At 61.8% G+C, this 23,677-nt stretch carries 19 protein-coding genes; 16 read left to right on the top strand and 3 right to left on the bottom strand.

The genetic code is table 11. From position 1 onward, the window contains the following. Positions 1–41: 41 nt before the first annotated feature. Both ACJMKZ_RS16175 and ACJMKZ_RS16180 read right to left on the bottom strand, forming a co-directional pair. The gene (locus ACJMKZ_RS16175) at positions 42–818 is read right to left on the bottom strand and encodes an ion channel (protein ID WP_405234255.1); all 777 of its coding nucleotides are present in this window, start codon (positions 816–818) and stop codon (positions 42–44) included. A gap of 90 nt (positions 819–908) precedes the next feature. Further along, positions 909–2,177, bottom strand: coding sequence for a DUF2254 domain-containing protein (locus ACJMKZ_RS16180; RefSeq protein ID WP_405234256.1), 1,269 nt, complete (start codon positions 2,175–2,177; stop codon positions 909–911). Positions 2,178–2,332: 155 nt separating this feature from the next. Between ACJMKZ_RS16180 and ACJMKZ_RS16185 the strand changes: the two genes are divergently transcribed. Further along, on the top strand, positions 2,333–3,118 hold the full coding sequence (locus ACJMKZ_RS16185) for an enoyl-ACP reductase FabI (RefSeq protein WP_405234257.1): 786 nt from the start codon (positions 2,333–2,335) through the stop codon (positions 3,116–3,118). Positions 3,119–3,520: 402 nt separating this feature from the next. Here ACJMKZ_RS16185 and ACJMKZ_RS16190 read toward each other — a convergent pair whose 3' ends face one another. Next, a complete protein-coding gene (locus ACJMKZ_RS16190) occupies positions 3,521–4,927 on the bottom strand; it encodes a LysM peptidoglycan-binding domain-containing protein (protein ID WP_405234258.1) in 1,407 nt (468 codons plus the stop codon). Between the two features lie 349 nt (positions 4,928–5,276). On the opposite strand from ACJMKZ_RS16190, the gene ACJMKZ_RS16195 reads away from it, so the two are divergent. The 15 genes from ACJMKZ_RS16195 to ACJMKZ_RS16265 all read left to right on the top strand — a co-directional run bounded on the left by ACJMKZ_RS16195 (position 5,277) and on the right by ACJMKZ_RS16265 (position 23,613). Continuing rightward, on the top strand, positions 5,277–6,038 hold the full coding sequence (locus ACJMKZ_RS16195; RefSeq protein WP_405234259.1) for a class I SAM-dependent methyltransferase: 762 nt from the start codon (positions 5,277–5,279) through the stop codon (positions 6,036–6,038). Further along, positions 6,035–6,475, top strand: a complete 441-nt coding sequence (rnhA, locus tag ACJMKZ_RS16200) for a ribonuclease HI (protein WP_405223970.1) — start codon at positions 6,035–6,037, stop codon at positions 6,473–6,475. Before ACJMKZ_RS16195 ends, rnhA begins: the two co-directional genes overlap by 4 nt. Before the next feature lie 53 nt (positions 6,476–6,528). Next, a complete protein-coding gene (gene dnaQ, locus ACJMKZ_RS16205; protein WP_405234260.1) occupies positions 6,529–7,242 on the top strand; it encodes a DNA polymerase III subunit epsilon in 714 nt (237 codons plus the stop codon). Between the two features lie 123 nt (positions 7,243–7,365). Further along, the gene (gene tviB / locus ACJMKZ_RS16210) at positions 7,366–8,643 is read left to right on the top strand and encodes a Vi polysaccharide biosynthesis UDP-N-acetylglucosamine C-6 dehydrogenase TviB (RefSeq protein ID WP_405234261.1); all 1,278 of its coding nucleotides are present in this window, start codon (positions 7,366–7,368) and stop codon (positions 8,641–8,643) included. 37 nt (positions 8,644–8,680) lie between these two features. Next, positions 8,681–9,712 carry an NAD-dependent epimerase gene (locus tag ACJMKZ_RS16215; protein ID WP_405234262.1) on the top strand — a complete coding sequence of 344 codons (1,032 nt, stop codon included), beginning with the start codon at positions 8,681–8,683 and terminating at the stop codon, positions 9,710–9,712. 4 nt (positions 9,713–9,716) lie between these two features. After that, complete coding sequence (gene pgi / locus ACJMKZ_RS16220) at positions 9,717–11,375, top strand: glucose-6-phosphate isomerase (RefSeq protein WP_405234263.1); 1,659 nt, start codon at positions 9,717–9,719, stop codon at positions 11,373–11,375. A 133-nt stretch (positions 11,376–11,508) separates the two neighbouring features. Beyond that, on the top strand, positions 11,509–13,035 hold the full coding sequence (locus ACJMKZ_RS16225; RefSeq protein WP_405234264.1) for a capsule assembly Wzi family protein: 1,527 nt from the start codon (positions 11,509–11,511) through the stop codon (positions 13,033–13,035). A gap of 38 nt (positions 13,036–13,073) precedes the next feature. Continuing rightward, a complete protein-coding gene (locus ACJMKZ_RS16230) occupies positions 13,074–15,776 on the top strand; it encodes an SLBB domain-containing protein (protein ID WP_405234265.1) in 2,703 nt (900 codons plus the stop codon). A gap of 131 nt (positions 15,777–15,907) precedes the next feature. Beyond that, positions 15,908–16,747 (top strand): GNVR domain-containing protein, encoded by an 840-nt coding sequence (locus tag ACJMKZ_RS16235; protein ID WP_405234266.1) that lies wholly within the window; start codon positions 15,908–15,910, stop codon positions 16,745–16,747. 81 nt (positions 16,748–16,828) lie between these two features. Beyond that, complete coding sequence (gene rfbB, locus ACJMKZ_RS16240; protein WP_405234267.1) at positions 16,829–17,905, top strand: dTDP-glucose 4,6-dehydratase; 1,077 nt, start codon at positions 16,829–16,831, stop codon at positions 17,903–17,905. Further along, positions 17,902–18,783: a glucose-1-phosphate thymidylyltransferase RfbA gene (rfbA, locus tag ACJMKZ_RS16245; RefSeq protein WP_405234268.1), complete on the top strand. Its 882-nt coding sequence runs from the start codon at positions 17,902–17,904 to the stop codon at positions 18,781–18,783. Before rfbB ends, rfbA begins: the two co-directional genes overlap by 4 nt. Beyond that, positions 18,773–19,882 (top strand): DegT/DnrJ/EryC1/StrS family aminotransferase, encoded by a 1,110-nt coding sequence (locus tag ACJMKZ_RS16250; protein WP_405234269.1) that lies wholly within the window; start codon positions 18,773–18,775, stop codon positions 19,880–19,882. The genes rfbA and ACJMKZ_RS16250 overlap by 11 nt, the downstream gene beginning before the upstream one ends. Positions 19,883–20,307: 425 nt before the next feature. Further along, positions 20,308–21,174, top strand: a complete 867-nt coding sequence (locus ACJMKZ_RS16255) for a TDP-N-acetylfucosamine:lipid II N-acetylfucosaminyltransferase (RefSeq protein WP_405234270.1) — start codon at positions 20,308–20,310, stop codon at positions 21,172–21,174. A 78-nt stretch (positions 21,175–21,252) separates the two neighbouring features. Continuing rightward, positions 21,253–22,083 (top strand): sulfotransferase family protein, encoded by an 831-nt coding sequence (locus ACJMKZ_RS16260; RefSeq protein ID WP_405234271.1) that lies wholly within the window; start codon positions 21,253–21,255, stop codon positions 22,081–22,083. Positions 22,084–22,125: 42 nt separating this feature from the next. Then, positions 22,126–23,613 carry an MOP flippase family protein gene (locus tag ACJMKZ_RS16265; RefSeq protein ID WP_405234272.1) on the top strand — a complete coding sequence of 496 codons (1,488 nt, stop codon included), beginning with the start codon at positions 22,126–22,128 and terminating at the stop codon, positions 23,611–23,613. The last annotated feature ends 64 nt before the right edge of the window (positions 23,614–23,677 follow it).

Here is a 23,677-nt window from a genome sequence, read left to right on the forward strand (position 1 = left end):
AGGACGGCCACAAAAGAAAGGAATCGGGCCTGAAGGCCCTCCTACCCCTCGCTGCCTTCGGTCTCGATCTTCAGCGACTCGCCGCAGTGCTTGCAGTGGATCGCGTCCGGATCGTGCCGGGTCAGGCCGCACTCCGGGCACTTGTAGTGCACCTTCGAGGGCTGGAAGATCGCTCGCGCGAGCTGGATGAACAGCGCCACACCGACGACCATGATGAACACCGAGACCAGCTTGCCGCCGGGTGTAGTCATGGTGATGTCGCCGAACCCCGTCGTGGTCAGCGTCGCCACGGTGAAGTAGAGCGCGTCGATATAGGCTTCCGTGCCGGTACGCTCGTCGAAGGCGAATACGAACACGAACGACGTCGTCACGAACATGAAGACGAAAAGGTTCACTGCGGCGTAGATTGCGTCCTCGTGCAGGCGGAAGAACCGGCTCTCGCGCCGCAGGTCGCGGATCAGGTGATAGGAGTGGATCAGCCGCAGACCACGCAGGATGCGCAGGAAGGCGACGGCATCCGTGAAGAACGGCGCCAGCAACAGCGAGGCGACCACCAGGATGTCGGCCAGCGTATAGATCCTGCGCAATTCCCTGCGCCGATCCTCGGAAATCCACAGCCGGGCTGCCAGATCCACGAGTATCAGGATACCGAGTGCCGCGTTGATGCCGTACATCAGCGGCGTGTGAGTCAGAGGCGCCGTCAGGATGAAGTAGATGATCGACACCGCATCGAACGTGATCAGCCCGTAGCGGAACCGGCGAGCTCTGCGGCTGCGCCCGGTGTAGAGCAACCGGATCTGGCGATGCAGTTCCTTCATGGCAGTGCGGCGGGTGCCGGGAGCCGTCCGGGAGAGCGTTCCGGCCTGCGGACTGCGCAACCGTCTCCGGAGACCAGGGTACGGGCCGGCCTACTCATGGGCGTTCACCGCGATGGCAGCTCTCTCGAGTTCGTCGAGTTCGCCGGGCCGGAGGCCGGTGGCCGCCGAGCGCTCCAGGGCCGCCCGGGATGCGGCCTCCAACGTGTCCCCGAATACCGGGTGCACCGTTTGCTGCAACGCGCGGAAGGCAGCCTGCAGGCGCAGCTGCACTTCGATCAGCATCGCGCCATCCCGTGCGATCGGGCGAAAAGCATCCTCGAGTACCTCCTGCGGCGTGATCGGCGGGACGAAAACGTGAGGATAAAGGACGTCGATGTCGTCCGCCGGCCGCCAGACCGCGAGGATCCTGACGAGCCTGCCGATGACCGAGATCGCCGTGCCGGGATCGTTCACTGCGGGTGACAGGGCCCGGGAGGCGATCTCCGAGAGCACGATGAGGCCGAAGCGCGGGTCCTCCTCGAAGGTGCGATCCGAGCCGAGCGAGAAGACGGCGCGGAGGCGCTCCGCGTTCTCCGCATCGACGCCGGTCGTCGGCAACCGCAGCAGCGGCGCACCGGGATGCACGAAGCTGCCGGGCAGCGCGGTGACATAGATCAGGGTGTCGAGATCGACCGCGCACTCCTCGAGCGCCTGTACGTCGATGTGCTGCACATAGCCGATTTCGTCGGCATGAATGGCCATGGTGTGCGCAGGCATCGCGTCCGGCATGGGGTTCGCACCGAGGCAGGGACGCTCGACCCGGCGCTCGAAGGATGCCGTGGCGGCCGCCTCCACGCGGTCCAGCGTGTCGTTCATCCGCCCGAAATCGGCGAGATGTCCGATCCAGTGGATCAGGGCGACGACGACCAGCGTGACGACCAGGACGGAGAAGAAAAACAGGATGACCTGGCCCGAGTCGCTGTAGAGGTCTGCCTGCAGCCCGATGAGTCCGAGCAGGCTGAAGAGGAACGCGCCGAGAAAGGTCGCGAGCACGTTCTGCGTGGTGTTGTCTTGCTGCAGCAGGGCGGTTGCGCGGGGCGTCGCCGTGCTGGCAGCTGCGGCGAAGGCCGAGACGGCGATCGAGAGCGAGAAGGTGGTCACCGCGAGCATCGATGACGCGAGTATGGTGAGTATCTGCCCGACGGATTCCGCCCCCAGCCGGGGTGCGAGCTGGGCGGGCACGAAAGGCGACAGGAGCCGGGCCAGTACGGCCGAGGCGATGGCGAGGATAGCGAAGCCGGCGACCCGCACCCAGAGCTGGCGCAGCGTCCGTCGCAGCCAGAAGCTCATGCGCGCCCAGGGGAAACGGCCGTCGTTCACCGCTGCCGCCCTGCGCCGTGACGGCGCCTCCCCAGATCATTCATGCGCATCCCGCATCCACCGCTCCACCGCCTGGCTGCATTGCCAGACCCTGGGTAGTATAGGTTAACGGCGTTACAATGCCGGCATCGTCAGGCAGGCACCGGAAGGTCACAATGGGATTTCTCGCCGGCAAGAAAGGGCTCATCGTCGGGCTCGCCAGTAACCGCTCCATCGCCTGGGGCATCGCCCAGGCCATGCATCGCGAGGGCGCGGAGCTCGCCTTCACCTATCAGAACGAGAAACTGAAGAGCCGTGTGGTGGACATGGCGGCGGAAGTCGGCTCCGAGCTCTGCTACCCGCTGGACGTCGCCTCGGACGAAGAGATCGGCAACGTCTTCGCCGAACTCGGCAAGGCCTGGGACGGGCTGGACATCCTCGTCCACTCGGTGGGTTTCGCGCCCCGGGACCAGCTCGCCGGCGGCTACCTCGAAAGCGTCACCCGCGAGGGCTTCCAGATCGCCCACGACATCTCCAGCTACAGCCTGGCCGGCCTCACCAAGGCCGCGCTGCCCATGATGGAAGGCCGCGACGCCTCGGTCCTCACACTGACTTACCTGGGCGCCGTGCGCGCCGTGCCCAACTACAACGTCATGGGCCTCGCCAAGGCGAGCCTGGAGGCCAACGTGCGCTTCCTCGCCGCCGACCTGGGCGAGAAGGGCATCCGCGTGAACGGTATCTCGGCAGGCCCCATCAAGACCCTGGCCGCGGCCGGCATCGGCGGTTTCCGCAAGATGCTGAAGCACGTGGAGCAGGTCTCGCCGCTGAAGCGCAACATCACCGCCATGGACGTGGGCAACACGGCGGCGTTCCTGTGCTCGGACCTGGCCGCGGGCATCACCGGCGAGATCGTCTACGTGGACGGCGGGTACCACAACATCGGGATGTCGCTGGACGACTGACGAACCCCCTGTAGGAGGGCCTTCAGGCCCGACCTGCTTCCCGACCAATCCCCTTCTTTTGTGGCCGCCCTGCGGGGGTATTCATCTTGCTCCCGACAAAAGGTCGCGGCGATGGATACCCCCGCATGACGGCCGTACTCGCGGTGGCGTGACGGAGCTGCCAGTCAGAGACGCTCACTGTCAGGCGCCAGACCTCTCGGCTACGGGCTCGTCAGCGGCTGGGGTGGGCTGCGGGGGTCGTCCGGGCCGACTGGAGCCATGACGGCGGGAAGGAGGCCTGGCCGAAGCGAAGGAGGACAGGACGTCCGACTGAGCGTCCCCAGCAATCCACCCCAGTCGATGACGGGCCAACGCCAGAAGAAAGCGGGATCGGGCCTGAAGGCCCTCCTACGTGTCAGGCGGTCAGCTCGACTGGGCGGTCACATCCACATACATCGTGATCTTGTCGCCCGGCCGCAGGATCTTCGACGCATCGATCCCGTTCCAGCGGGTGATGTCGCGCACGCTGACGCGGAACCGGCTTGCGATCAGCGACAGCGAATCGCCCCGCCGAACCGTGTAGCGCACCTTGCGCACCTTGCCTTCGATGGACGCCGTCGGCGTCGGCGCCTCGCGCACCGAGGCGTTGTGCACCACCAGCTTGCGGCCAACGGAGAGCGTGTCGCCCGGCGCCATGGCGTTCCACTTGGCCAGTTCGCGCACGCCCACGCCGTACTTGCGGCTGATGGTCCAGAAGCTCTCGCCGCCGCGCACCACGTGCTCGACGGTGCCGGCGCCGCTCTGGCGCTCCTGCAGCTTCGCGAGCCGCGCATCCGCGCTGAGGGAATACGCCGACAGCGGCTTCGTCGCGGACGGGATCAGCAGGTAGCTGCCCGCCCGGATCAGGTTGCCGTTCAGGTTATTGCTGCGGCGGATGGCGCCCATGGTCGTGCCGTGCAGCTCGGCGATCTCGGACAGCGTCTGGCCGCTCGCCACCTTGTGCCGCTTCCAGCGCACCCGTTCGGCCGCGGGCACCCCCGCCAGCCGGTCGCGGAACAGCTCCGCCGTCTCGATGGGCACCGTCAGCCGGTGCGGCCCGGTGGGGTCCGTGGCCCAGCGGTTCAAACCCGGGTTGTAGGCGTAGAGCTCGTCGATGTCGATGCCCGCGAGTTCCGCCGCCAGCGCCAGGTCCAGCTGGCTGCCGATCTCCACCACCTCGAAGCGAGGCTCGTCCGGCACCGCGGGCAGAGCGATGCCGTGCGTGGCCGGCTCCGCCACCAGTTTCGACAGCGCCAGCAGCCGCGGCACGTAGGCGCTGGTCTCCCGCGGCAGGCGCAGGTTCCAGAAGTCGACGGGTTTGCCCGCGGCCTTATTGCGGCGGATGGCGCGGCCCACGTTACCCTCGCCGGAGTTGTAGGCGGCGATGGCGTGCTCCCAGTCGCCGTCGAAGAGTTCGTGCAGGTACTCGACGTAGTCGAGCGCCGCGCGGGTGGACTCCACCACGTCCCGGCGGCCGTCGTACCACCAGTTCTGCTTCAGGCCGAAGCGCCGGCCGGTGCCCGGGATGATCTGCCACAACCCGGCGGCGCGGCCGTGGGAATAGGCGAAGGGGTCGTAGGCGCTCTCCACCACCGGCAGCAGCGCGAGTTCCATCGGCAGCCCGCGGCGGTCGATCTCCGCCACGATGTGGGGCAGGTAGGCCGAGGCCCGGGTCAGCACCCGGTCCAGGTAATCCGGATGACGCGAATACCAGGCCAGTTCCTGGCGCACCCGCCGCTCGTCGGGCACCGGCAGCGACATGCCGTCCCGGATGCGGTCGATCAGGTTCACCGGCCCCGCCGGCTTGGGCTCGCCTAGGGGGCGAAGGACGTCGCGGTGCAGAGCCGGGTGGAGCGATGGGTGGGTTTCCGGGGCTGGATTGAATGTAGGAGGGGATTTATCCCCGATTCCGGTGCCGATTCCGAATCCGATCGGGCCTGAAGGCCCTCCTACATGGCCATCGAGCGCTGCAGGAGCGGCCTCAGCCGCGACCATCGCCCCCACACCCAGGGCGACCACAAACAACATCAGGCTTCTGGTGACGACGCGCATTCGGCTATCCTACCCACCAGGCGGGCCGGCGCAAGCACACGGCTCACATCTTCGCACTTGGACCGTTTTCCGGGGACCCGGCAGGCTCATGGCACCGATCGCGACCACCACATTTACCGATCCGCTGCAGGAGTGGCTGGATACCCCCATCGGCAGCTCGCTGCTGGAGGTGGAGACCCGCCTCGCCCGCGAGATGCTGGACGGGCTGTTCGGCGAGCAGCTGCTGCAGATCGGGCTGTGGGGCAGCCGCGACCTGTTCCTGCCGTCCGCGCGCACCCAGTCGGCCTGGATCACCACGATGCCCGGCGCGCCTGAGACAGGCGACGTCATCGCCGATCCTGCCCGTCTGCCGGTGGAGAGCGACTCCATCGATGTCGTCTTCATGCCGCACACCCTCGACCTCACCGACCACCCCCACGCGGTGCTGCGTGAGGTCTACCGCGTGCTCCGCGCCGACGGCCAGCTGGTGGTCATGGGCTTCCGCCCCGGCGGGCTGTGGGGGCTGCGCCGGCTCCTGACGTGGGGCAGCTATCCCCCGGGCCGCCCCACCATGATCTCGGATCGCCAGCTCTCGGACTGGCTGCGGCTCCTGGACATGAAGATCCACGGCGTGCGCCGCTACTTCTTCCGCTGGCCCGTCGGCGGCAACCGCAAGCTCGCCGTCCGGCGCTGGGAGGCCATTGGAGACCGCTGGTGGCCGGAACTGGCCAGCTGCTACGCCCTCACGGCGAAGAAGCAGCTCTATACCCTGACCCCGGTCCGCCAGCGCTGGCGCCGGCCGGTCGCGGCGGTCGGCGGCCTCGCCCGGCCGACGGCCCGCACCGTGCACGAGCTCCGCGAAGAGAATTGAGCCTCCCCCGGGTCGACATCTATACGGACGGCGCCTGCCGCGGCAACCCCGGCGTGGGCGGCTGGGGCGCGCTGCTCCTCTCCGGCAGCCGCCGCAAGGAACTCTGGGGCGGCGAGCGCCATACCACCAACAACCGCATGGAGCTGACCGCGGCCGTCGAGGCGCTGAACGCGCTGAAGAAGCCCTGCCACGTGGTCCTGCATACGGACTCCATCTATCTGCGCGACGGTATCAAGTCCTGGCTCGCCAACTGGAAGCGCAAGGGCTGGAAGACGGCGGCGAAGAAGCCGGTGAAGAACAAGGACCTGTGGCAAGCCCTGGACCTGGCCCAGGAGCGCCATGAGGTAGACTGGCGCTGGGTGAAGGGCCACTCCGGCGATCCCGGCAACGAGAAGGCGGACGAACTCGCCAACCGGGGCATAGACGAATTGGGCTGACGAACCGGGCTGAGCGCGAACCGACGGACGATAAGAGAGGAGGGCAGACAGGCGTGCGGCAGATCGTACTGGACACCGAGACCACCGGCCTGGACCCGGAGCAGGGCCATCGCATCATCGAGATCGGCTGCATCGAGCTGGTGAACCGCCGGCTCACCGGCAAGCACTTCCACCGCTACCTGAACCCGGAGCGGGAGATCGAGGAGGGCGCGATTGCGGTGCACGGCATCCGCAACGAGGATCTGGCCGACAAGCCCCGCTTCGCCGAGGTCGCCGAGGAACTGCTCGAGTTCCTGGCCGGCTCAGAGCTCGTCATCCACAATGCCCCCTTCGACGTGGGCTTCCTGGAGCACGAGCTGAAGCTCATTGGCCACGCCATCTGCCGGCTGGACGGCCACTGCGGCATCCTGGATACGCTGGCGATGTCCCGGAAGATGCACCCGGGTCAGCGCCACAGCCTTGACGCGCTCTGCAAGCGCTACGAGGTGGACAACTCGCAGCGCGACCTCCACGGCGCGCTCCTCGACGCCCGCCTGCTGGCCGACGTCTACCTGGCCATGACCGGCGGCCAGGGCGCACTGTCGCTGGATGCCGCCGAGGGCGGCGACGGCAAGGCCGTGGACACGGTGGTCAGCATCGACCGCGGCAACGCCCGCCTGCGCGTCATCGAGGCCTCGGAGGAAGAGGTGGCGGCCCACGAGGCATTCCTGAAGCGCATAGAGGAGGCGAGTGGCGGCGCCATCTGGAGGATGGGGGATCGGGGCTAAAGCCCCTCCCACATACCCATCACCCTGCTACATGTGATCCGCATCCATGCCAGACCTCCAAACCCGCGCTAGAATCCCCCCAATTTGAACCACCACCGCCGGCTAACCGGCACTGGAAGGACCGTGTTCGACATCGACAAGATCCGCATCGGCGTGGTCGGCCTCGGCTACGTCGGCCTGCCGCTGGCCGTGGAGTTCGGCCGCCATTATCCCACCGTGGGCTTCGACCTGAAGGCCGAGCGCATCGCCGAGCTGCAGTCCGGCGAGGACTCCACGCTGGAGACCACCCCGGAGGAGCTGGCCGCGGCCGCGCACCTCAGCTACACCACGGACCCGGACAAGCTTGCGGAGTGCAACTTGTACATCGTGACCGTGCCCACCCCCATCGGCCAGTCGAAGCGCCCGGTGCTGACGCCGCTGAAATCGGCCAGCGAGACCCTGGCGCGGGTGCTCTCGCCCGGCGACACGGTGGTCTACGAGTCCACCGTCTATCCCGGCGCGACCGAAGAGGTCTGCGTCCCGATCCTCGAGGAAGGCTCCGGCCTGAAGATGAACAAGGACTTCTACGTAGGCTACAGCCCGGAGCGCATCAACCCGGGCGACAAGCAGCACCGCCTGCCGAACATCCTGAAGGTGACCTCCGGCTCCACGCCCGAGGCGGCTGAGTACATCGACTCCGTCTACAAGACGATTATCACGGCCGGGACCCACCTCGCCTCCAGCATCAAGGTGGCGGAGGCCGCCAAGGTCATCGAGAACACCCAGCGCGACCTCAACATCGCGCTCATCAACGAGCTGGCGCTCATCTTCGACCGCATCGGCATCGACACCGAGGAGGTGCTCATCGCCGCCGGCACCAAGTGGAACTTCCTGCCGTTCCGCCCGGGCCTGGTGGGCGGCCACTGCATCGGCGTGGATCCTTACTACCTCACCCACAAGGCCGAGGACGTGGGCTACAACCCCACGGTGATACTGGCCGGACGCCGCATCAACGACTCCATGGGCTACTTCGTCGCCGGCAAGGTCATCAAGCTCATGATCCAGCGGGGCATGCAGCCGAAGGACGGCAAGGTGCTGATCATGGGCCTCACCTTCAAGGAAGACTGCCCGGACGTGCGCAACACCCGGGTGGTGGACATCGTCGCGGAGCTCGAATCCTACGGCCTGCATGTCGACGTGCACGATCCCTGGGTGGACCCCACCGAGGCGCGCCACGAATACGGCATCGACCTGGTGGAAAACCCGAAGAAAGGCGACTACGACGGTATCATCGTCGCCGTCGGCCACCGCCAGTTCAAGGAGATGGGGGCCGAGGGCATCCGCGCGTTCGGCAAGCAGCAGTCCGTGCTGTACGATATCAAGTACGTCCTGCCCGCCGACGCGGTGGACGACCGGCTCTGACCCGGCCGCGGACCAGGGATCGACCTAAGGCATTGACATGAAAGTACTCGTCACGGGCGCCGCCGGCTTCATCGGCTACTACACCGCCAAATATCTCCTGGACCGGGGCGATACGGTCGTCGGCCTCGACAACCTGAACGAGTACTACGACGTCAACCTGAAGCTCGCGCGTCTCGCCAACCTGGAAGGCCGCGAGGGCTTCCGCTTCGTCAAGATCAGCCTGGAAGACCGCCCGGCCATGGACAAGCTCTTCGCCGAGGAGGGCTTCGACCGGGTGGTGCACCTCGCCGCCCAGGCCGGCGTGCGCTACTCTCTGGAGAACCCGCACTCCTACATCGACTCCAACATCGTCGGCACCCTGCACGTGCTGGAAGGCTGCCGCCACAACAATGTGGAGCACCTGGTGTACGCCTCCTCCAGCTCCGTCTACGGCGCCAACACCGAGATGCCGTTCTCCATCCATCACAACGTGGACCATCCGCTGGCCCTCTACGGCGCCACCAAGAAGGCGAACGAGCTGATGGCCCACACCTACTCGAACCTCTACGATCTGCCAACCACGGGCCTGCGCTTCTTCACCGTCTACGGCCCCTTCGGCCGGCCGGACATGGCGCTGTTCATGTTCACCAAGAACGTCATCGAGGGTAAGCCCATCGACGTGTTCAACTACGGCAACCACCGCCGGGACTTCACCTTCGTGGACGACATCGTCGAGGGCGTCATCCGCACCCTCGACCACGTGGCCGAGCCCAACGAGGAGTGGAACCCGGCCAATCCCGATCCCGGCACCAGCCGCGCGCCGTACCGCATCTACAACATCGGCAACAGCCAGCCGGTGGAGCTGATGCGCTACATCCAGGTGATCGAGCAGTGTGTCGGCCGCGAGGCCGAGAAGAACCTGCTGCCCATGCAGCCCGGCGACGTGCCGGATACCTGGGCGGACGTGGCCGACCTCGTCGCCGATGTCGACTACCAGCCCGCCACCACGGTGGAGGAGGGCGTACGCCGCTTCGTGGAGTGGTACGTGGACTTCTACGAGGTGGACCTGCCCGCCCGCGCGGCCTCCTGAGCCCATGGCGGACCCGCGCAAGCTCTCCGCCCGCTATCCCACCGACCTGCCGGCCTGGCGCCGGCTGAAAGACCACCGCAAGAAACTGCGGGACACCCACCTGGTCGAGCTGTTCCGCAAGGACAAGCGCCGCGCCAACCGTTTCTCCGTGGAAGCCGGCGACCTCCTGCTGGATTACTCCAAGAACCTCATCACCGCCGAGACCCTGAAGCTCCTCACCGCGCTCGCGCGGGAGGCCGGCGTGCCGAAACTCAGGAACGCCATGTTCGCCGGCCAGCACATCAACCGCACCGAGGACCGCGCCGTCCTGCACGCCGCCCTGCGCGCGCCCCGGGACGAGGCCTATCGCGACGGCGAACAGGACGCGAGCCACGACGTCCACGAGGTGCTGGAGCAGATGGCCGCCTTCGTCGACGGCGTGCACGCGGGCGGCATCCGCGGTAGCGGCGGCCAGCGCTTCACCGACGTCGTCAACATCGGCATCGGCGGCTCGGACCTGGGCATCGTCATGGCCGCCACAGCGCTCCATCACCACCGCGTGAAGAGCATCCGCCTGCACTGCGTCTCCAACATCGACGGCACCCAGCTCGCCGACCTCACGGAGACCCTGGACCCGGCCACCACCCTGTTCGTCGTCTGCTCCAAGACCTTCACGACCCTGGAGACCGTGACCAATGCCAAAGCCGCCCGGCGCTGGGTGGCCAAACAGCTGGGCGAGGAGGCGGTGCCGGACCACTTCGCCGCCGCCAGCACCAACCACGAGGCCATGGACGCATTCGGCCTGCACCCGGACTACCGCTTCGCCTTCTGGGACTGGGTGGGCGGCCGCTACTCGCTGTGGTCCGCCGTGGGGCTCTCCATCGCGCTGGCCATCGGCACGGATAACTTCCGCGAGCTGCTGGCCGGCGGCCACGCCATGGACCGCCACTTCCGCGAGGCCAAACTCGGCGAGAACATGCCGGTGATCCTCGCGCTGCTGGCGGTCTGGTACAACAACTTCTTCGACGCGGAAACCCAGGCGATCCTGCCCTACGACAACCGCCTGGAGCGCTTCCCGGCCTTCCTGCAGCAGCTGCAGATGGAGTCCAACGGCAAACGCGTGCGCATCGACGGCAAGCCCGCACGCTGCGCCACCGGCATGGTCATCTGGGGCGAGGCCGGCTCCAACGCTCAGCACTCCTTCTACCAGCTCCTGCACCAGGGCACCCGCTTCATCCCGGTGGACTTCCTGCTGCCGGCGAAGTCCTCGGGCGGGAGCCAGCACCAGCAGGATCTGGCCATCGCCAACTGCCTGGCCCAGGCCGAGGCGCTGATGGAGGGCCAGTCCGAGGACGACGTCCGCGCGGATCTGGAGGCGAAGGGGCTGCATTCGGACGAGATCGAGGCATTGGTGCCCCACAAGGTCCACCCGGGTAACCGGCCCAGCAACCTGATCCTGTTCGAGGCGCTGACGCCGAGGGCTCTCGGTCAGCTGGTGGCCCTCTACGAGCACAAGGTGTTCGTGGAGAGCGTCATCTGGGGCATCAATGCCTTCGACCAGTGGGGCGTGGAGCTGGGCAAGAAGCTGGCCACCGGATTGGTGCCGGCGGTGGAGAACCCGTCCAGGTACGAAGGCGAGAACAGGTCCACCAGAGCATTGCTGAAGCGGATCAAGAAGATGTAGGAGGGCCTTCAGGCCCGAGTGGTCAATTAATCGGGCCTGAAGGCCCTCCTACAGACTATTCAGGCTGCCATAAGTTGCGACTCCCGCCCCGCCTCTCTAGAATTCCGTCTTTCGGGCTTGGGCGACTGAATCGGTGGGATTTCTCCAGGGACACAGGAGTGACCACGGCGGGGACCGTGGGCTGAGGCGGCTCGGGCCGTTCGCTGCCGCCCTGACTCTGCTCTTCCCGGCTTTCGTCTTTGCCGAACCCTGGATCGCTCCCGGCGATCCCTGGCTCAAGGCCGACATCCAGCGCCTGGCCGACGAGGGCGTCATCACCAGCCCCATCTCCGCCTGGCCGCTATCCATGGGCGACATCGCCGAGGACGTCAACCGTTTCCGCGGTGACACCGAACTCTCCACGTCCGCCACCTCCGCCTTGGCCCGCATGAGGGACTTCACCAAGCAGGAGACCCGGACCAAGGTCTGGCGCACCGAGGGCGAGATCGGCTTCGCCGAGAAACCGCTTCTCATCCGGGGCTTCGAGGACGTGCCCCGGGGAGACGAGGAGGGCTGGGCCTCCACCGACTGGACCGGCGATCGCTTCGCGATCAAGGTGCGCGCCGGCTTCTCCGACGACCCGGTGGACGAGCAGGACTTCCGCATGGACGGGTCCTACGCCACTCTGGCGCTCGGCAACTGGATGGTAGGCGCCGCCGTCGTCGACCGGTGGTGGGGTCCCGGCTGGGGCGGCAGCCTCATACTCTCCAACAACGCGCGGCCGATCCCGGCGCTGGTGCTGGAGCGGAATTTCTCAATGCCATTCGAGAGCCCTTGGCTGTCCTGGATCGGGCCGTGGTCCACCAGCGTCATCTGGGGTCAGCTCGAGAGTGGCCGTGAGGTGCCGAACGCGCGCTTTTTCGGCTGGCGGGTGAATTTCCGGCCGTTGCAGTCACTGGAGATCGGACTGTTGCGGACGGCGCAGTGGTGCGGCTCCGGGCGGAACTGTGATGTCGATGCCTTTCTCAAGGTGCTTGCCGGCGACACGAATGTGGAAGACAGAAACGAGAATCCGGACCAAGCCAACCAGCTCGCCGGCTACGATGCACGTTGGCTGTCCCCGATTGGCGATCTGCCCTACGCGCTTTATGGTCAGCTCATCGGTGAGGATGAGGCGGGTGGATTCCCGAGCCGTTACATGGGCATGGGTGGCATCGAATTCTGGGGGCGCAGCGAAGCACTGAAGGCCGACTGGCATGCCTACGTGGAAGTCTCCGATACGACCTGCCAGTTCTACGAAGATTCGAAGATCTTCAACTGCGCCTACAACAACGGCTCTTACCCGACCGGCTACCGCTACAAGGGCCGCTCCATCGGCCATTCCACGGATAACGATGCACGCACCGTCACCGCCGGCGTGCTCGCGCGGCACGACAAGTACGGCAAGTGGCACGTCACGGCGAAGTTCGCCGAGCTGAATCGCGGCGGTGCGCCGGACGAGCGCAACACCGTGACGTCCACGCCGAAGGATCTGCTGGACGTCAGTATTACCCACAGCCGCGACACGAACCTCGGCAAGCTCGATGTGGGCGTCGGCGTGCAGCAGCTGGATGACAAGATCGCGAACACCGACTCTACCGATGTGCGCGTATTCGTAAGACTCACACAGCAGTTCGGATGACCGTGCAAAGTTCTCTTACGCTTCCTGTCAGATTCCTCATGCTGCTGGTGGTTGCCGGTGTACTGATGACTCTGGCGCCCGCGGGCTACGGCCAGTCCGTCTCCCTGACTCCGGAACAGCAGCGCATGCTGAACCAGCTGCCGCCATCCCAGCGCCAGGCGGCGCTGGAGCAACTGAGGAATCTGCGGACGCCCTCCAACGGGCAGAAGCAGGCCAGCAGCAACGGCGAGGATCAGGCGATGCCGGCCATGCCGATGCCGGTGCCGGAGGACGAGGAGCCGGAAGGCCCGCCGGTTTTTGCATCTGGCGATACGCTGGTGCTCAACGTCACGGCCCGGGAAACGGAGGGTCAGGCATTACCTCCAGCGGAGGAGCAATCGCGGGATGTGCTGATGCAGCGCCTGCTCAATGGAAATCCGTATAAGCTGGACGCGCTGGGCCGCCTCGTTCTGGCGGGCGTCGGTGAGATTCCACTCTCGGGTCTCACGGAGGAGCAGGCGACGATGCGTCTGGCCGCCGACGCCTCGTTATCCCAGCTGAGCATCAGCGTGAACAGGCTGCCGCTGGACGCCGTTGGCGTAGAAGCTCTGGAGCCCTTCGGCTACGAACTTTTCGAGCGGGACTCTTCGCGGCTGCATCCGAACCAAGCAGTACCGGTGGCCGCGGACTACGTTGTGGGTCCGGGCGACACACTGCGCATCCAGCTTTTCGGTAATCAGAACGCGGACTACGAGTTGCCCGTGGAGCGTAACGGCATGGTCCGCTTCCCGCAGATCGGACCCATCTCCGTGGCAGGCCGCAGCTACGCCAGCGTACAGCAACTCATCGGCGAGCGGGTTCGCGAGCAGTTCATCGGTACGCAGGTGAGCGTGACGCTGGGCGAACTGCGTGCCCTGCAGGTATTCGTAGTCGGGGACGTCAAATTCCCCGGCTCTTATTCCGTAGATCCGATGTCGACCATAACGTCCGCGCTGGCACTGAGCGGCGGTGTGGCGCCGCAAGGCAGTCTCCGCCGCATACAGTTGAAACGCCAGGGCGAGGTCGTTCAGACACTTGATGTCTACGATGTTCTGCTTCGGGGGGATACCCGGAGTGACATCAGGCTGCAGTCCGGCGACGTCGTGTTCGTGCCGCCAGTAGGTACCCGGGTAACGGTGGCCGGCGAGGTCAACCGGCCGGCCATATACGAGTACCGCGGCGCTGCCAATATTCAGGATGTGATCGGCTTGGCCGGAGGGCTGAAGCCCACTGCCTACAAGCCAGGCGTGAAGATCGAGCGGCTAGAGCCCGGCGCCGGCTTTCTCGTGCTGGAGGCGAATCAGAATAGTGCTGCCGGCCGCACCCTCAAGGTCGCCGACGGCGACACCGTGGTCGTGCCGAAAGGCGTCGGTCAGCTTGAGCGCGCGGTACGACTGGTGGGCAATGTGCAGCGCCCTGGTGACTACCAGTGGCGGGATGGCCTGCGTATCACTGATCTCCTACGCAGCAGTCGCGATCTCAAGGAGAACAGCGATCTTAACTACGTGCTGATCCGGCGTGAGGTCGTACCGAATGCTGAGCTCGCTGTCGTATCTGTGGATCTCCAGGCTGCCTGGCGGTCGTCGGACCGCGCAGCCGATGTACTGTTGAAACCGCGCGATACGGTCTACGTGTTCGATCTCGAAGTCGGGCGCGAGCATATCGTTTCGCCGCTTATCGATGAGCTGCGGCTACGGTCGTCACGGGCTCAGCCCTTGCCTGTGGCGAGAATAGGTGGTCGGGTCAATGCGGACGGTGAATACCCTCTTGAAAGCGGAATGCGCATCGCGGACCTGGTGAGAGCGGGCGGTGGGCTGGACGAGTCCGCCTATCTCGGGGAGGCTGAACTCACTCGCTACGAATTAGTCGATGGCGAAGCCAGAAAGACCGAGTTGATCGAGATCGACCTCGAGGCCGCGCTCGCCGGCGACCCTGCGCATAACGTGACGGTGCAGTCCTTCGACTATCTCAACATCAAGGAAATACCTCGCTGGCGGGATCAGGAGTTCGTAGAGATTCTGGGCGAGGTCGCTTTCCCCGGGCGCTATCCGATCAAGCAAGGTGAGACACTTAAGCACGTCCTTGAGCGCGCCGGTGGGTTGACCGATATGGCCTTCGCGGAAGGTAGTGTCTTCACGCGGCAGGCGCTGAAGGAGCGTGAGCGTGAGCAACTTGACGTTTTGGCAAACCGGTTAGAGAGTGATCTTGCCTCGATGTCACTCTCGGACCCGGGGCAGTCGGAGGCGGTGAGCACGGGCCGCGCGTTGTTGGAGCAATTACGGAGTGCGCAGCCTGTCGGTCGGCTGGTGATAGATCTTCCCTCGGTTGTTGCCGGTACGATTGATGATTTGATTCTTCGAGATGGAGATCGACTGATCGTGCCTGTGCAGGCGCAGGAAGTGACAGTGATCGGCGAGGTGCAGTACACGACCTCGCACTTGCATGATCCTGGATTGAGCCGAGAGGACTACATTGATAAGAGTGGCGGATACACAAGAAAGGCGGATAAGGAGCGCACGTACGTTGTGCGGGCGAATGGTGAGGTAGTCGTAGGACGTCAGTCGAAGTTCTTTGCCCGTTCATCTGATCTGAATATTCGTCCCGGGGATACGATTGTTGCGCCATTGCATGCGGATAAGGTCAAGCCGATTACGCTTTGGAGTAATGCCACGCAAATCGTTTATAACTTGGCAATTGCGGCGGCGGCAGTCAACTCTTTCTGACGACGGGAGGTTTCGTGTCAGCAGGTCAATCGCCCACAGGTCAGTCCGACAAGGAGGCCGAGCAGCCGTCCGGAGGCTCTCCAGTGTATATTCTTGCTCGGTCCCCGGACGAGGGTGAAGATTCGCGTTATGTGAGCCTGCTGGATGTCGTCGGGATTCTGTGGGATGCGCGACGCTTGGTTATCGGCTTAACGGCGTTTATTGTATTAGCCGCAGTAGTTTATGCGCTCTTGGCTACTGAGTGGTACCGGGCAGAAGTGCTGGCGGCGCCGGCCGAAGAGCGATCCAACTCCGTTCTATCCGGGCAGCTTGGGAATCTTGCCGCTCTTGCGGGTGTCAAGGTGGGGGGTGGCGATGCGGAAGCTGTTGCATTTCTTCGATCGCGTACCTTAGTTCGCGATTTCATTGAGAAGAATGACCTGCTTCCTGTTCTCTTCCATGAAGAGTGGGATGCCGCGAAGAATCAGTGGACGTCGACAGGGGGCGAGCCGCCAGATATCCGGGAAGGAGTCAGGTTTTTCCGCGAGACTGTCCTTAATGTACGCGAGGACCCGATCACACAACTGATCACTGTGTCAGTCCTTTGGACCGATCCGGTGGTCGCTGCCGGCTGGGCAAATTCTTTAGTCAAGGAGGCCAATGAGCAAATGCGCCAACGAGCGCTTTCGGAAGCGAACGTTAATCTGGGGTACTTGGAAAGTGAACTGTCGAAGACCAGCATAGTCACGTTACAACAGTCTTTAGGTCGACTCCTTGAGTCAGAATTGCAGAAGCTGATGCTCGCCCGTGGAAGTGAGGAATTTTCGTTTCGCGTAATTGACAAAGCTGTGCCACCAGATCAAAGGGTGAAACCGAGGCGTACATTAATTGTGTTGGCTGCAGGGGTGCTCGGCGGCTTTTTCTCAATTGCCGTGGTCTTGATAAGGCATGGTCTCAGGGGGTTAAAGCGCGACGGAACAACGGCCGACTAACCGTGCGACGGTTTCAACACAGGGGCCGGCGGCGCAGAATTGCTTTAGCTCCATTAACAGATCGATCACTCAAGAGTTCCTATGAAAATAATGGTGACTGGCGGTGCCGGTTTCATTGGCTCTGCGTTTATCAGGTATATGTTGCGCGACCCGAAGGTATCTGTTGTTAATGTCGACAAGCTGACCTACGCGGCGAACCTGGAATCCCTGCAAGCTGTATCGGGCATGAGTCGCTACATGCTGGAGAAAGTCGATATCGCGGATCGGCATATGCTCCACAGTGTCTTCGAGCGTCACAAGCCTGATGCCGTCGTTCATCTGGCGGCAGAGAGCCACGTGGACAGGTCGATAGATGGCTCGGAAGAGTTCATCACCACGAATATCGTCGGTACTTATACACTCCTTGAGGTATCGAGGCACTATTGGCGCTCCATGCCCATGAATCGCGCGAGTAGGTTTCGATTGCATCACGTTTCGACAGACGAGGTTTTCGGCGATCTGAGTTCGACGGCGGACGCGTTGTTCAGGGAGAACACACCATATGCCCCCAGCTCACCTTATGCTGCAAGCAAGGCTAGTTCAGATCATCTCGTACGCGCATGGCACCGGACCTACGGTCTGCCGGTGGTTGTCACGAATTGCTCAAACAATTATGGACCATATCAATATCCTGAGAAATTGATTCCGTTGATGATCCTGAATGCTGTCGAGGGCAAACGGTTGCCGGTATACGGTGACGGCAAACAAAGTCGAGATTGGTTGTACGTTGATGATCACGCGGAGGCGCTTCGTATAGTCCTAGAGGAGGGCTCCACAGGGGAGACTTATCTTATCGGGGGCGTAAACGAAAAAAGGAACATCGACGTGGTTTGCGAGATATGCGATCTCATGGATGAACTCGCGCCCCGAAAGCCTTCTGGGATCGTCACCTATCGCGACCTGATCAAGTATGTGCCGGATCGGCCTGGGCACGATGTCCGCTATGCGGTAGACACACGGAAGATTGCGGATGAACTTGGCTGGGTACCGCGGGAGTCGTTCTCAAACGGGTTGCGAAAGACAGTGAATTGGTACCTGAAGAACGCTGGCTGGTGTCGCAGGGCCTTGGAAGGCATCTATGGTAGAGAGAGGCTTGGCCTTGGGGAGCATGCTCCGTGAAAGGGATAATCCTCGCGGGAGGCTCCGGGACACGACTGTTCCCTATAACCCAAGGCTTATCTAAACAACTCCTGCCGGTTTACGATAAGCCATTGATTTACTATCCCTTATCGGTCCTGATGCTTGCGGGAATAAGGGATATTCTCATCATCACGACTCCCCACGATCAGGCGACTTTCAAACGACTGCTAAGTGATGGTCGGCAGTTCGGGGTTAGCTTGGAGTATGCGGTTCAGCCGCAGCCGAAAGGGCTCGCGCAGGCGTTCACTATCGGCGAGCAGTTTATCGGGAGTGACCCAGTCTGCCTTGTACTGGGAGACAACGTCTTTTATGGACAGGGGTTCACTCCCGTACTCCGTAACGCAATGATGGAACCGGAGGGTGCCACGATATTCGCTTATCGCGTCAAGAATCCGGAGAGATTCGGTGTTGTTGAGTTCGATCAGTCCGGAGCGCCAATATCTATTGAGGAAAAGCCGGCAACACCAAAGTCCCGATACGCGGTGACCGGTCTGTACTTCTACGACAATGAGGTCGTACAGATAGCCAGAGCGATAGAGCCATCACCGAGGGGGGAACTTGAAATATCCGCAGTCAATGACATCTACTTGAAGCGTGGCCGTCTCCGAGTGGAGCGGTTGGGGCGAGGATTTGCATGGCTCGATACTGGAACTCAGGACAGCCTTCTCGACGCAGCCAGTTTCGTCGCTACGATTGAAAAGAGGCAGGGTTATAAGATCGCGTGCTTGGAAGAGATCGCTTATGGGAATGGCTGGCTCACGAACACCGAACTGCGATCACGGGGACAGTCGCTGTCAAATAGCGAGTATGGCCAGTATCTACTAGCGATCGCGGAGGAGGGGCCGAGTGGCCGATAACGGGATCTATGTAACGCGACCGCGCCTGCCGCCGCTAAATGAACTGGTGCTGCTACTTGAGGAAGTTTGGGAGCGCCAGATCGTCACTAACGAAGGACCGTTACTCAAGCAATTCGAACGAATGCTAAGCGAGTATCTGGACCTTCCGCACATCGCTATCGTAAACAACGGGACAACAGCCCTAATACTTGCCCTCCAAGCTCTGGAGCTAAGCGGTGAAGTGATTACCACACCGTTCTCCTTTGTTGCGACCTCGCACGCACTACGATGGGCTGGGCTAGATCCAGTGTTCATTGATATTGCGCCCGGATCGCCGAATCTCGACCCTGCTCTCATCGAGGCCGCAATCACTCCCCGCACCAGTGCCATTCTTGCCGTTCATTGTTACGGGTATCCGTGCGCGAGCGAGGCGATTGACGAAGTAGGCGCCAAGTACGGTCTGAAGGTCATCTACGATGCGGCGCATGCGTTTGGCGTGACGGACAGAGAAGGGAGCATTTTGCGCTACGGTGATCTCTCTGTGCTGAGTCTACATGCGACCAAGGTCTTTAATTCGATCGAGGGTGGAGCGGTTGTGTGCAAATCGTCCGAAATGAAGGAGCGGATAGATCAGCTAAAAAATTTTGGTATAGCAGACGAGGTTAGCGTGCCCGACGTCGGGCTCAACGGTAAGCTCAGCGAACTGCATGCGGCGGTCGGAGTGCTGCAGCTGAAGTCTATCAATGCTGACATAGAGCGACGAAGGCGCATCGCTGCACGATACAGACAGTTGTTAAAGGGTGCTGCGGGAATTAGATTGCTGGATGCGGGTCCGGGCGTATCGTCGAATGGTGCCTATTTCCCTATTTTCCTTGATTGCGATTTTCCGTTGAGTCGAGATGAGCTTCATGATCTTCTAAAAGCTAACGATATCGGAACCAGAAGATATTTCTTCCCCCTCATCTCCTCTTTGCCGTCTTATCGGAGCTATCGCCCAGCCGACCCGAAACGATTACCAGTGGCTGAGACCGCGGCGGCACAGGTCTTGTGTCTTCCGATCTATCCGTCGTTGGCTCTGAAGGATGTTGACCGGATTGTGAGCCTAATCGTGTCTGCCTGACACTACAATGCTGTGCTGGTCAACGCGAGCATCCCCAATTCACCAAACCCATTGTATCTCGGTGGGGGCGTCCTTTTGCCGGTAGCCTTCGGCCTGTGTGTAGTCGACTCTAGTTCGGAGAATGTCCACGGCAGGGTGTATACGCTTCGTTCATGAACGTTCTACACATTTTCAGCAATGACCGATTCGTTAGCGTGATTGACGACGTTTTCGATAGGCTGTCAGGTGTCGCCAATCGTTACCGTCTTATCTATCCGCGACCGGACCATGCAATGCCTCCCCGTTCTGGGCTAGGGCAGGAGGTGGGCTATCGGTACCTTCTATCCAGCGAAAAACAGGACGATTTCAAGTGGGCTGATTGTCTTCTCGTGCACGGTCTATCGGTGGCCTCGGCGCCGTTGGTTTTAGGTTCGCGCAGAGGCCTAGTGAAAGTCTGGAGTGGTTGGGGTGCAGATTACTACAGGCTTTTTCCTGCCGGTTTGGATAGTGTGTATGGTGCTAAAACGAGGGAGTTGGTCGCCGAGTTGGACGGCCGGCGATCATTCGCTTTCCTCAGAGCGGCTCGTCGCGCAATTGAAGAGCAGTTCCTGCTTGCACCGGCCGCGCGTCGTTTCCACATTTTCTCCGCGCCCGTGCCCCAGGACTACCTTGCTCTCAGGGCAGCATTTGGGGACAGAGCGCCGCCGAACTATGCGCAAATCAACTATGTGACCGCAGAAGATAGTTTTGCCGCACAAGCCGAAGCGCCGACCAGTGACGATATCTTGGTTGGGAACTCGGCAAGCCCGACTAATAATCACCTTGAGGTCCTCGAAATTCTGGCAAATCTGCAGCTTGGTCACAGACGTGTCGTGGTTCCCCTGAGCTATGGGAGGTCGGACTACCGAGAAGCAATTGTGGCGGCGGGCGAGCGGTTGCTCGGAGAGAACTTCATTCCAATCGTTAAATACATGCCGCTTGAGCATTATCGGGCGTTATTGGGGCGATGTTCGATCGCAATAATGAATCATTATCGACAGCAAGCGGTGGGTAACATCGGTGCGCTTATCTACAGCGGCGCAAAGGTCTTCATGGACCAGCGCAGCACCGTCTATCAATTCCTGAGAGAGCGCGGTGCCGCAGTATTTACCATCGAGCAGATTCAGCGTGAAGGGATAGCGAGGGCCTTCGAGCCGTTAAAGGCATCCCAGGTCGCGACTAACCATAAAGTCTTAGAGGAATTCTGGTCGCGGAAAAAGGTCTTTGAGAACGCCGAATTGCTAATCGATGCAATCAGGCGCCAGTTGGGGTAGTGCGATTCGCCGGCTGGAGCTGAGCAAGACACATGGATGCTGGCACGTGCGTGTCACAATGAACACGTCGGACTTCTCATGAATATCACGGATCGCATTTCGCGCAGGATTCGCTCGGCCTACAAGTTGCGTTCGAAACGTACGGCGTCCCGTGCACTGAACAAGCTAGCGTCGTCTCGTCCAGTTTTTGTTCTCGGCTCTCAAAAGTCTGGTTCTACGGTGATTGCAGCATCGCTTGCGAAGGCAACGGGTTGCTCAGTGACGTTGGATATTCGCCGCGCCATACCAGATCTCTCGTGGCAGCCTCTCACGGCATTGGGTGTGTCTCCTTTGTCGGACTTCGTTTATCGCTATCGACGAGAATTTTCCCGAGAGATTGTGAAGGAGCCCGCCCTGAGTTTCTTCTTCGACGGCTTATACAAACTTTTCCCGAATGCCGCATTCGTGATGATTCAAAGACATCCCGGCGAGACGATTCGAAGCATTTTGAATCGTCTTAATATTCAGGGGGATCTTGAGAATATCTGTTTCGACGACTGGCCAGCTTTGCGGCAGTCGCCCGTCTGGCGACTCGCGCTTGATAGTGCGTGGCTTGATCGCCCGTCGACCAACTACGTGGAGGCGCTTGCTATAAGATGGGATTATATTGCGAAGACGTATCTGGCGGCGGCAGATCGTTTCACGTTGATCAGATATGAGGATTTCTTGAAGGACAAGAAAGGCGAAATTCGAGATCTGGCTCGACGGCTTGGATTGCCTGTGCAGCACAATATTGACCAAGAACTTCAGCGCCAGTACCAGCCACGGGGGCAATCCGTGGATCTGCGAGAGTTCTTCGGCGCCGCTAACTATGATCGAATCCGGTCCGTTTGCGAGACCCGAGCCCGTTATTTCGGATATGAACTCTAGGCGAGTGCTCTGGAATTCTGTGCGGGACGATTCAGGGACATCGTGAGCAACCATCGAGTTCGCGCATCCAGAGAGGCGATCACGGCGATACGGTGGTCGGCGGTCGATATCGTGGTGTCGCGAATGGCTGGCCTCCTTTTGTACATTCTCGTTGCACGCGTTGTCGGGCCTCAGGAGATGGGCGTAGTAGCCCTGGTGTTGGTGACGATTGAGGTAACGAGAGTCATATCCGAGTTTGGCTTGTCCAACGCGGTCATTTTCCATGATGACCTTTCCGGGCGGCAGCTGTCGACACTGTACTCCGTGAATTGGCTGCTGGGGCTAAGCGCGTTTGTGTGCGTCTGGTTTATGAGCCCTGTCATGGCGAACATTTTTGGAGACGTTCGGCTGACAGATCTGCTACGCATGGCGGCGCTGGTCTTTCTTATCGGCTCCGTTGGGCAGCAGGTCCGAGCGCTTTTACAGAAGGAATTGGACTTTCGAGCGCTCGCAAAGATTTCGGTGGCTTCGGCCACGTCGAATCTTGCGGTGGGCCTAGTAGGGTTGGCGGCGGGATTGGGGGTTTGGGCGCTCATCTACTCCTACCTTGTTGCTGAGCTTGTGCGAAATCTCTTTTTCATAATCGTCGGAGTCCCTCGCGGATTGTTCAATAAGCCCGGTCTGATTGTGGCCGGCATGAAAGAGCCTTTAAAATTCGCTGCGTTCCGCGCCGGCGCTAACGGAGTCAACCTCGTTGCCTCGAGAGCTGATCAATTCATCATTTCGGCTCTTCTTGGGAACGGGGCGTTAGGGTTGTACAGCATGGCGATGAACTGGACATTGATGCCGATGCAGCAGCTGAACGCGATCGCAACCCGAGTGGCGTTTCCTGTCATAGCATCTCGGCGACGTCAGGGTGACCGAGTTCGCGATGCATACTTCCGGTTGATTAATAGGGCTACGACGGTCAATGCGGCGTTTCTGCTTGGGATTGCAGCCCTTTCGGAACCGCTTGTGTCGGTACTCCTTGGAGATGGCTGGTCGCGCTTGGCGGAAATCCTTCCTTACGTCTCAGTTTACGTGCTGTTTCGGTCTCTAGGGAGCCTCAACGGACCTCTGGTAGTTGGGCTCGGAAAGGCCAACTGGGCCTTCTACTGGAATTTGGGCCTCTTGGTTGTAATGCCGTCTATAATCTATTTTATTGCACTTGGTGGCGACTTGGTGGCAATTATTCAAGTGATCGCACTAGCGCAGGTAATTGTAGCGCTGGCTTCGTACCGATTCTGGATCGTTCGATTACTTGGACCGTGTGGGCGGCGTTATAGTCGCGCCATTGCCACTGCGCTCATGCCTGCGGCCTGTGCCGCCATAGGAATGTTTTTGATCCTCGATCTGACCTCAACGCTATCTAGGACAGGCCAGTTGGCTCTGGCGCTGGTAAGCGGCGCTGTCATTTTCATTGCAGTCTCTCGAATTGTGAACAGGGCCGCCTATACCGAAATGCTCTCATTCTGGCGGACGCGTCGCATCGCTCGATACACTGCCAAGTGAACTGCGATCCAATGACGCGCATTGCAAAGTGTGGGTCTTTTCTGTGTGGAGAGCGATATATCAG

The organism is Lentisalinibacter salinarum (genome assembly GCF_040706555.1).
Lineage (GTDB): Bacteria > Pseudomonadota > Gammaproteobacteria > Steroidobacterales > Woeseiaceae > Lentisalinibacter > Lentisalinibacter salinarum.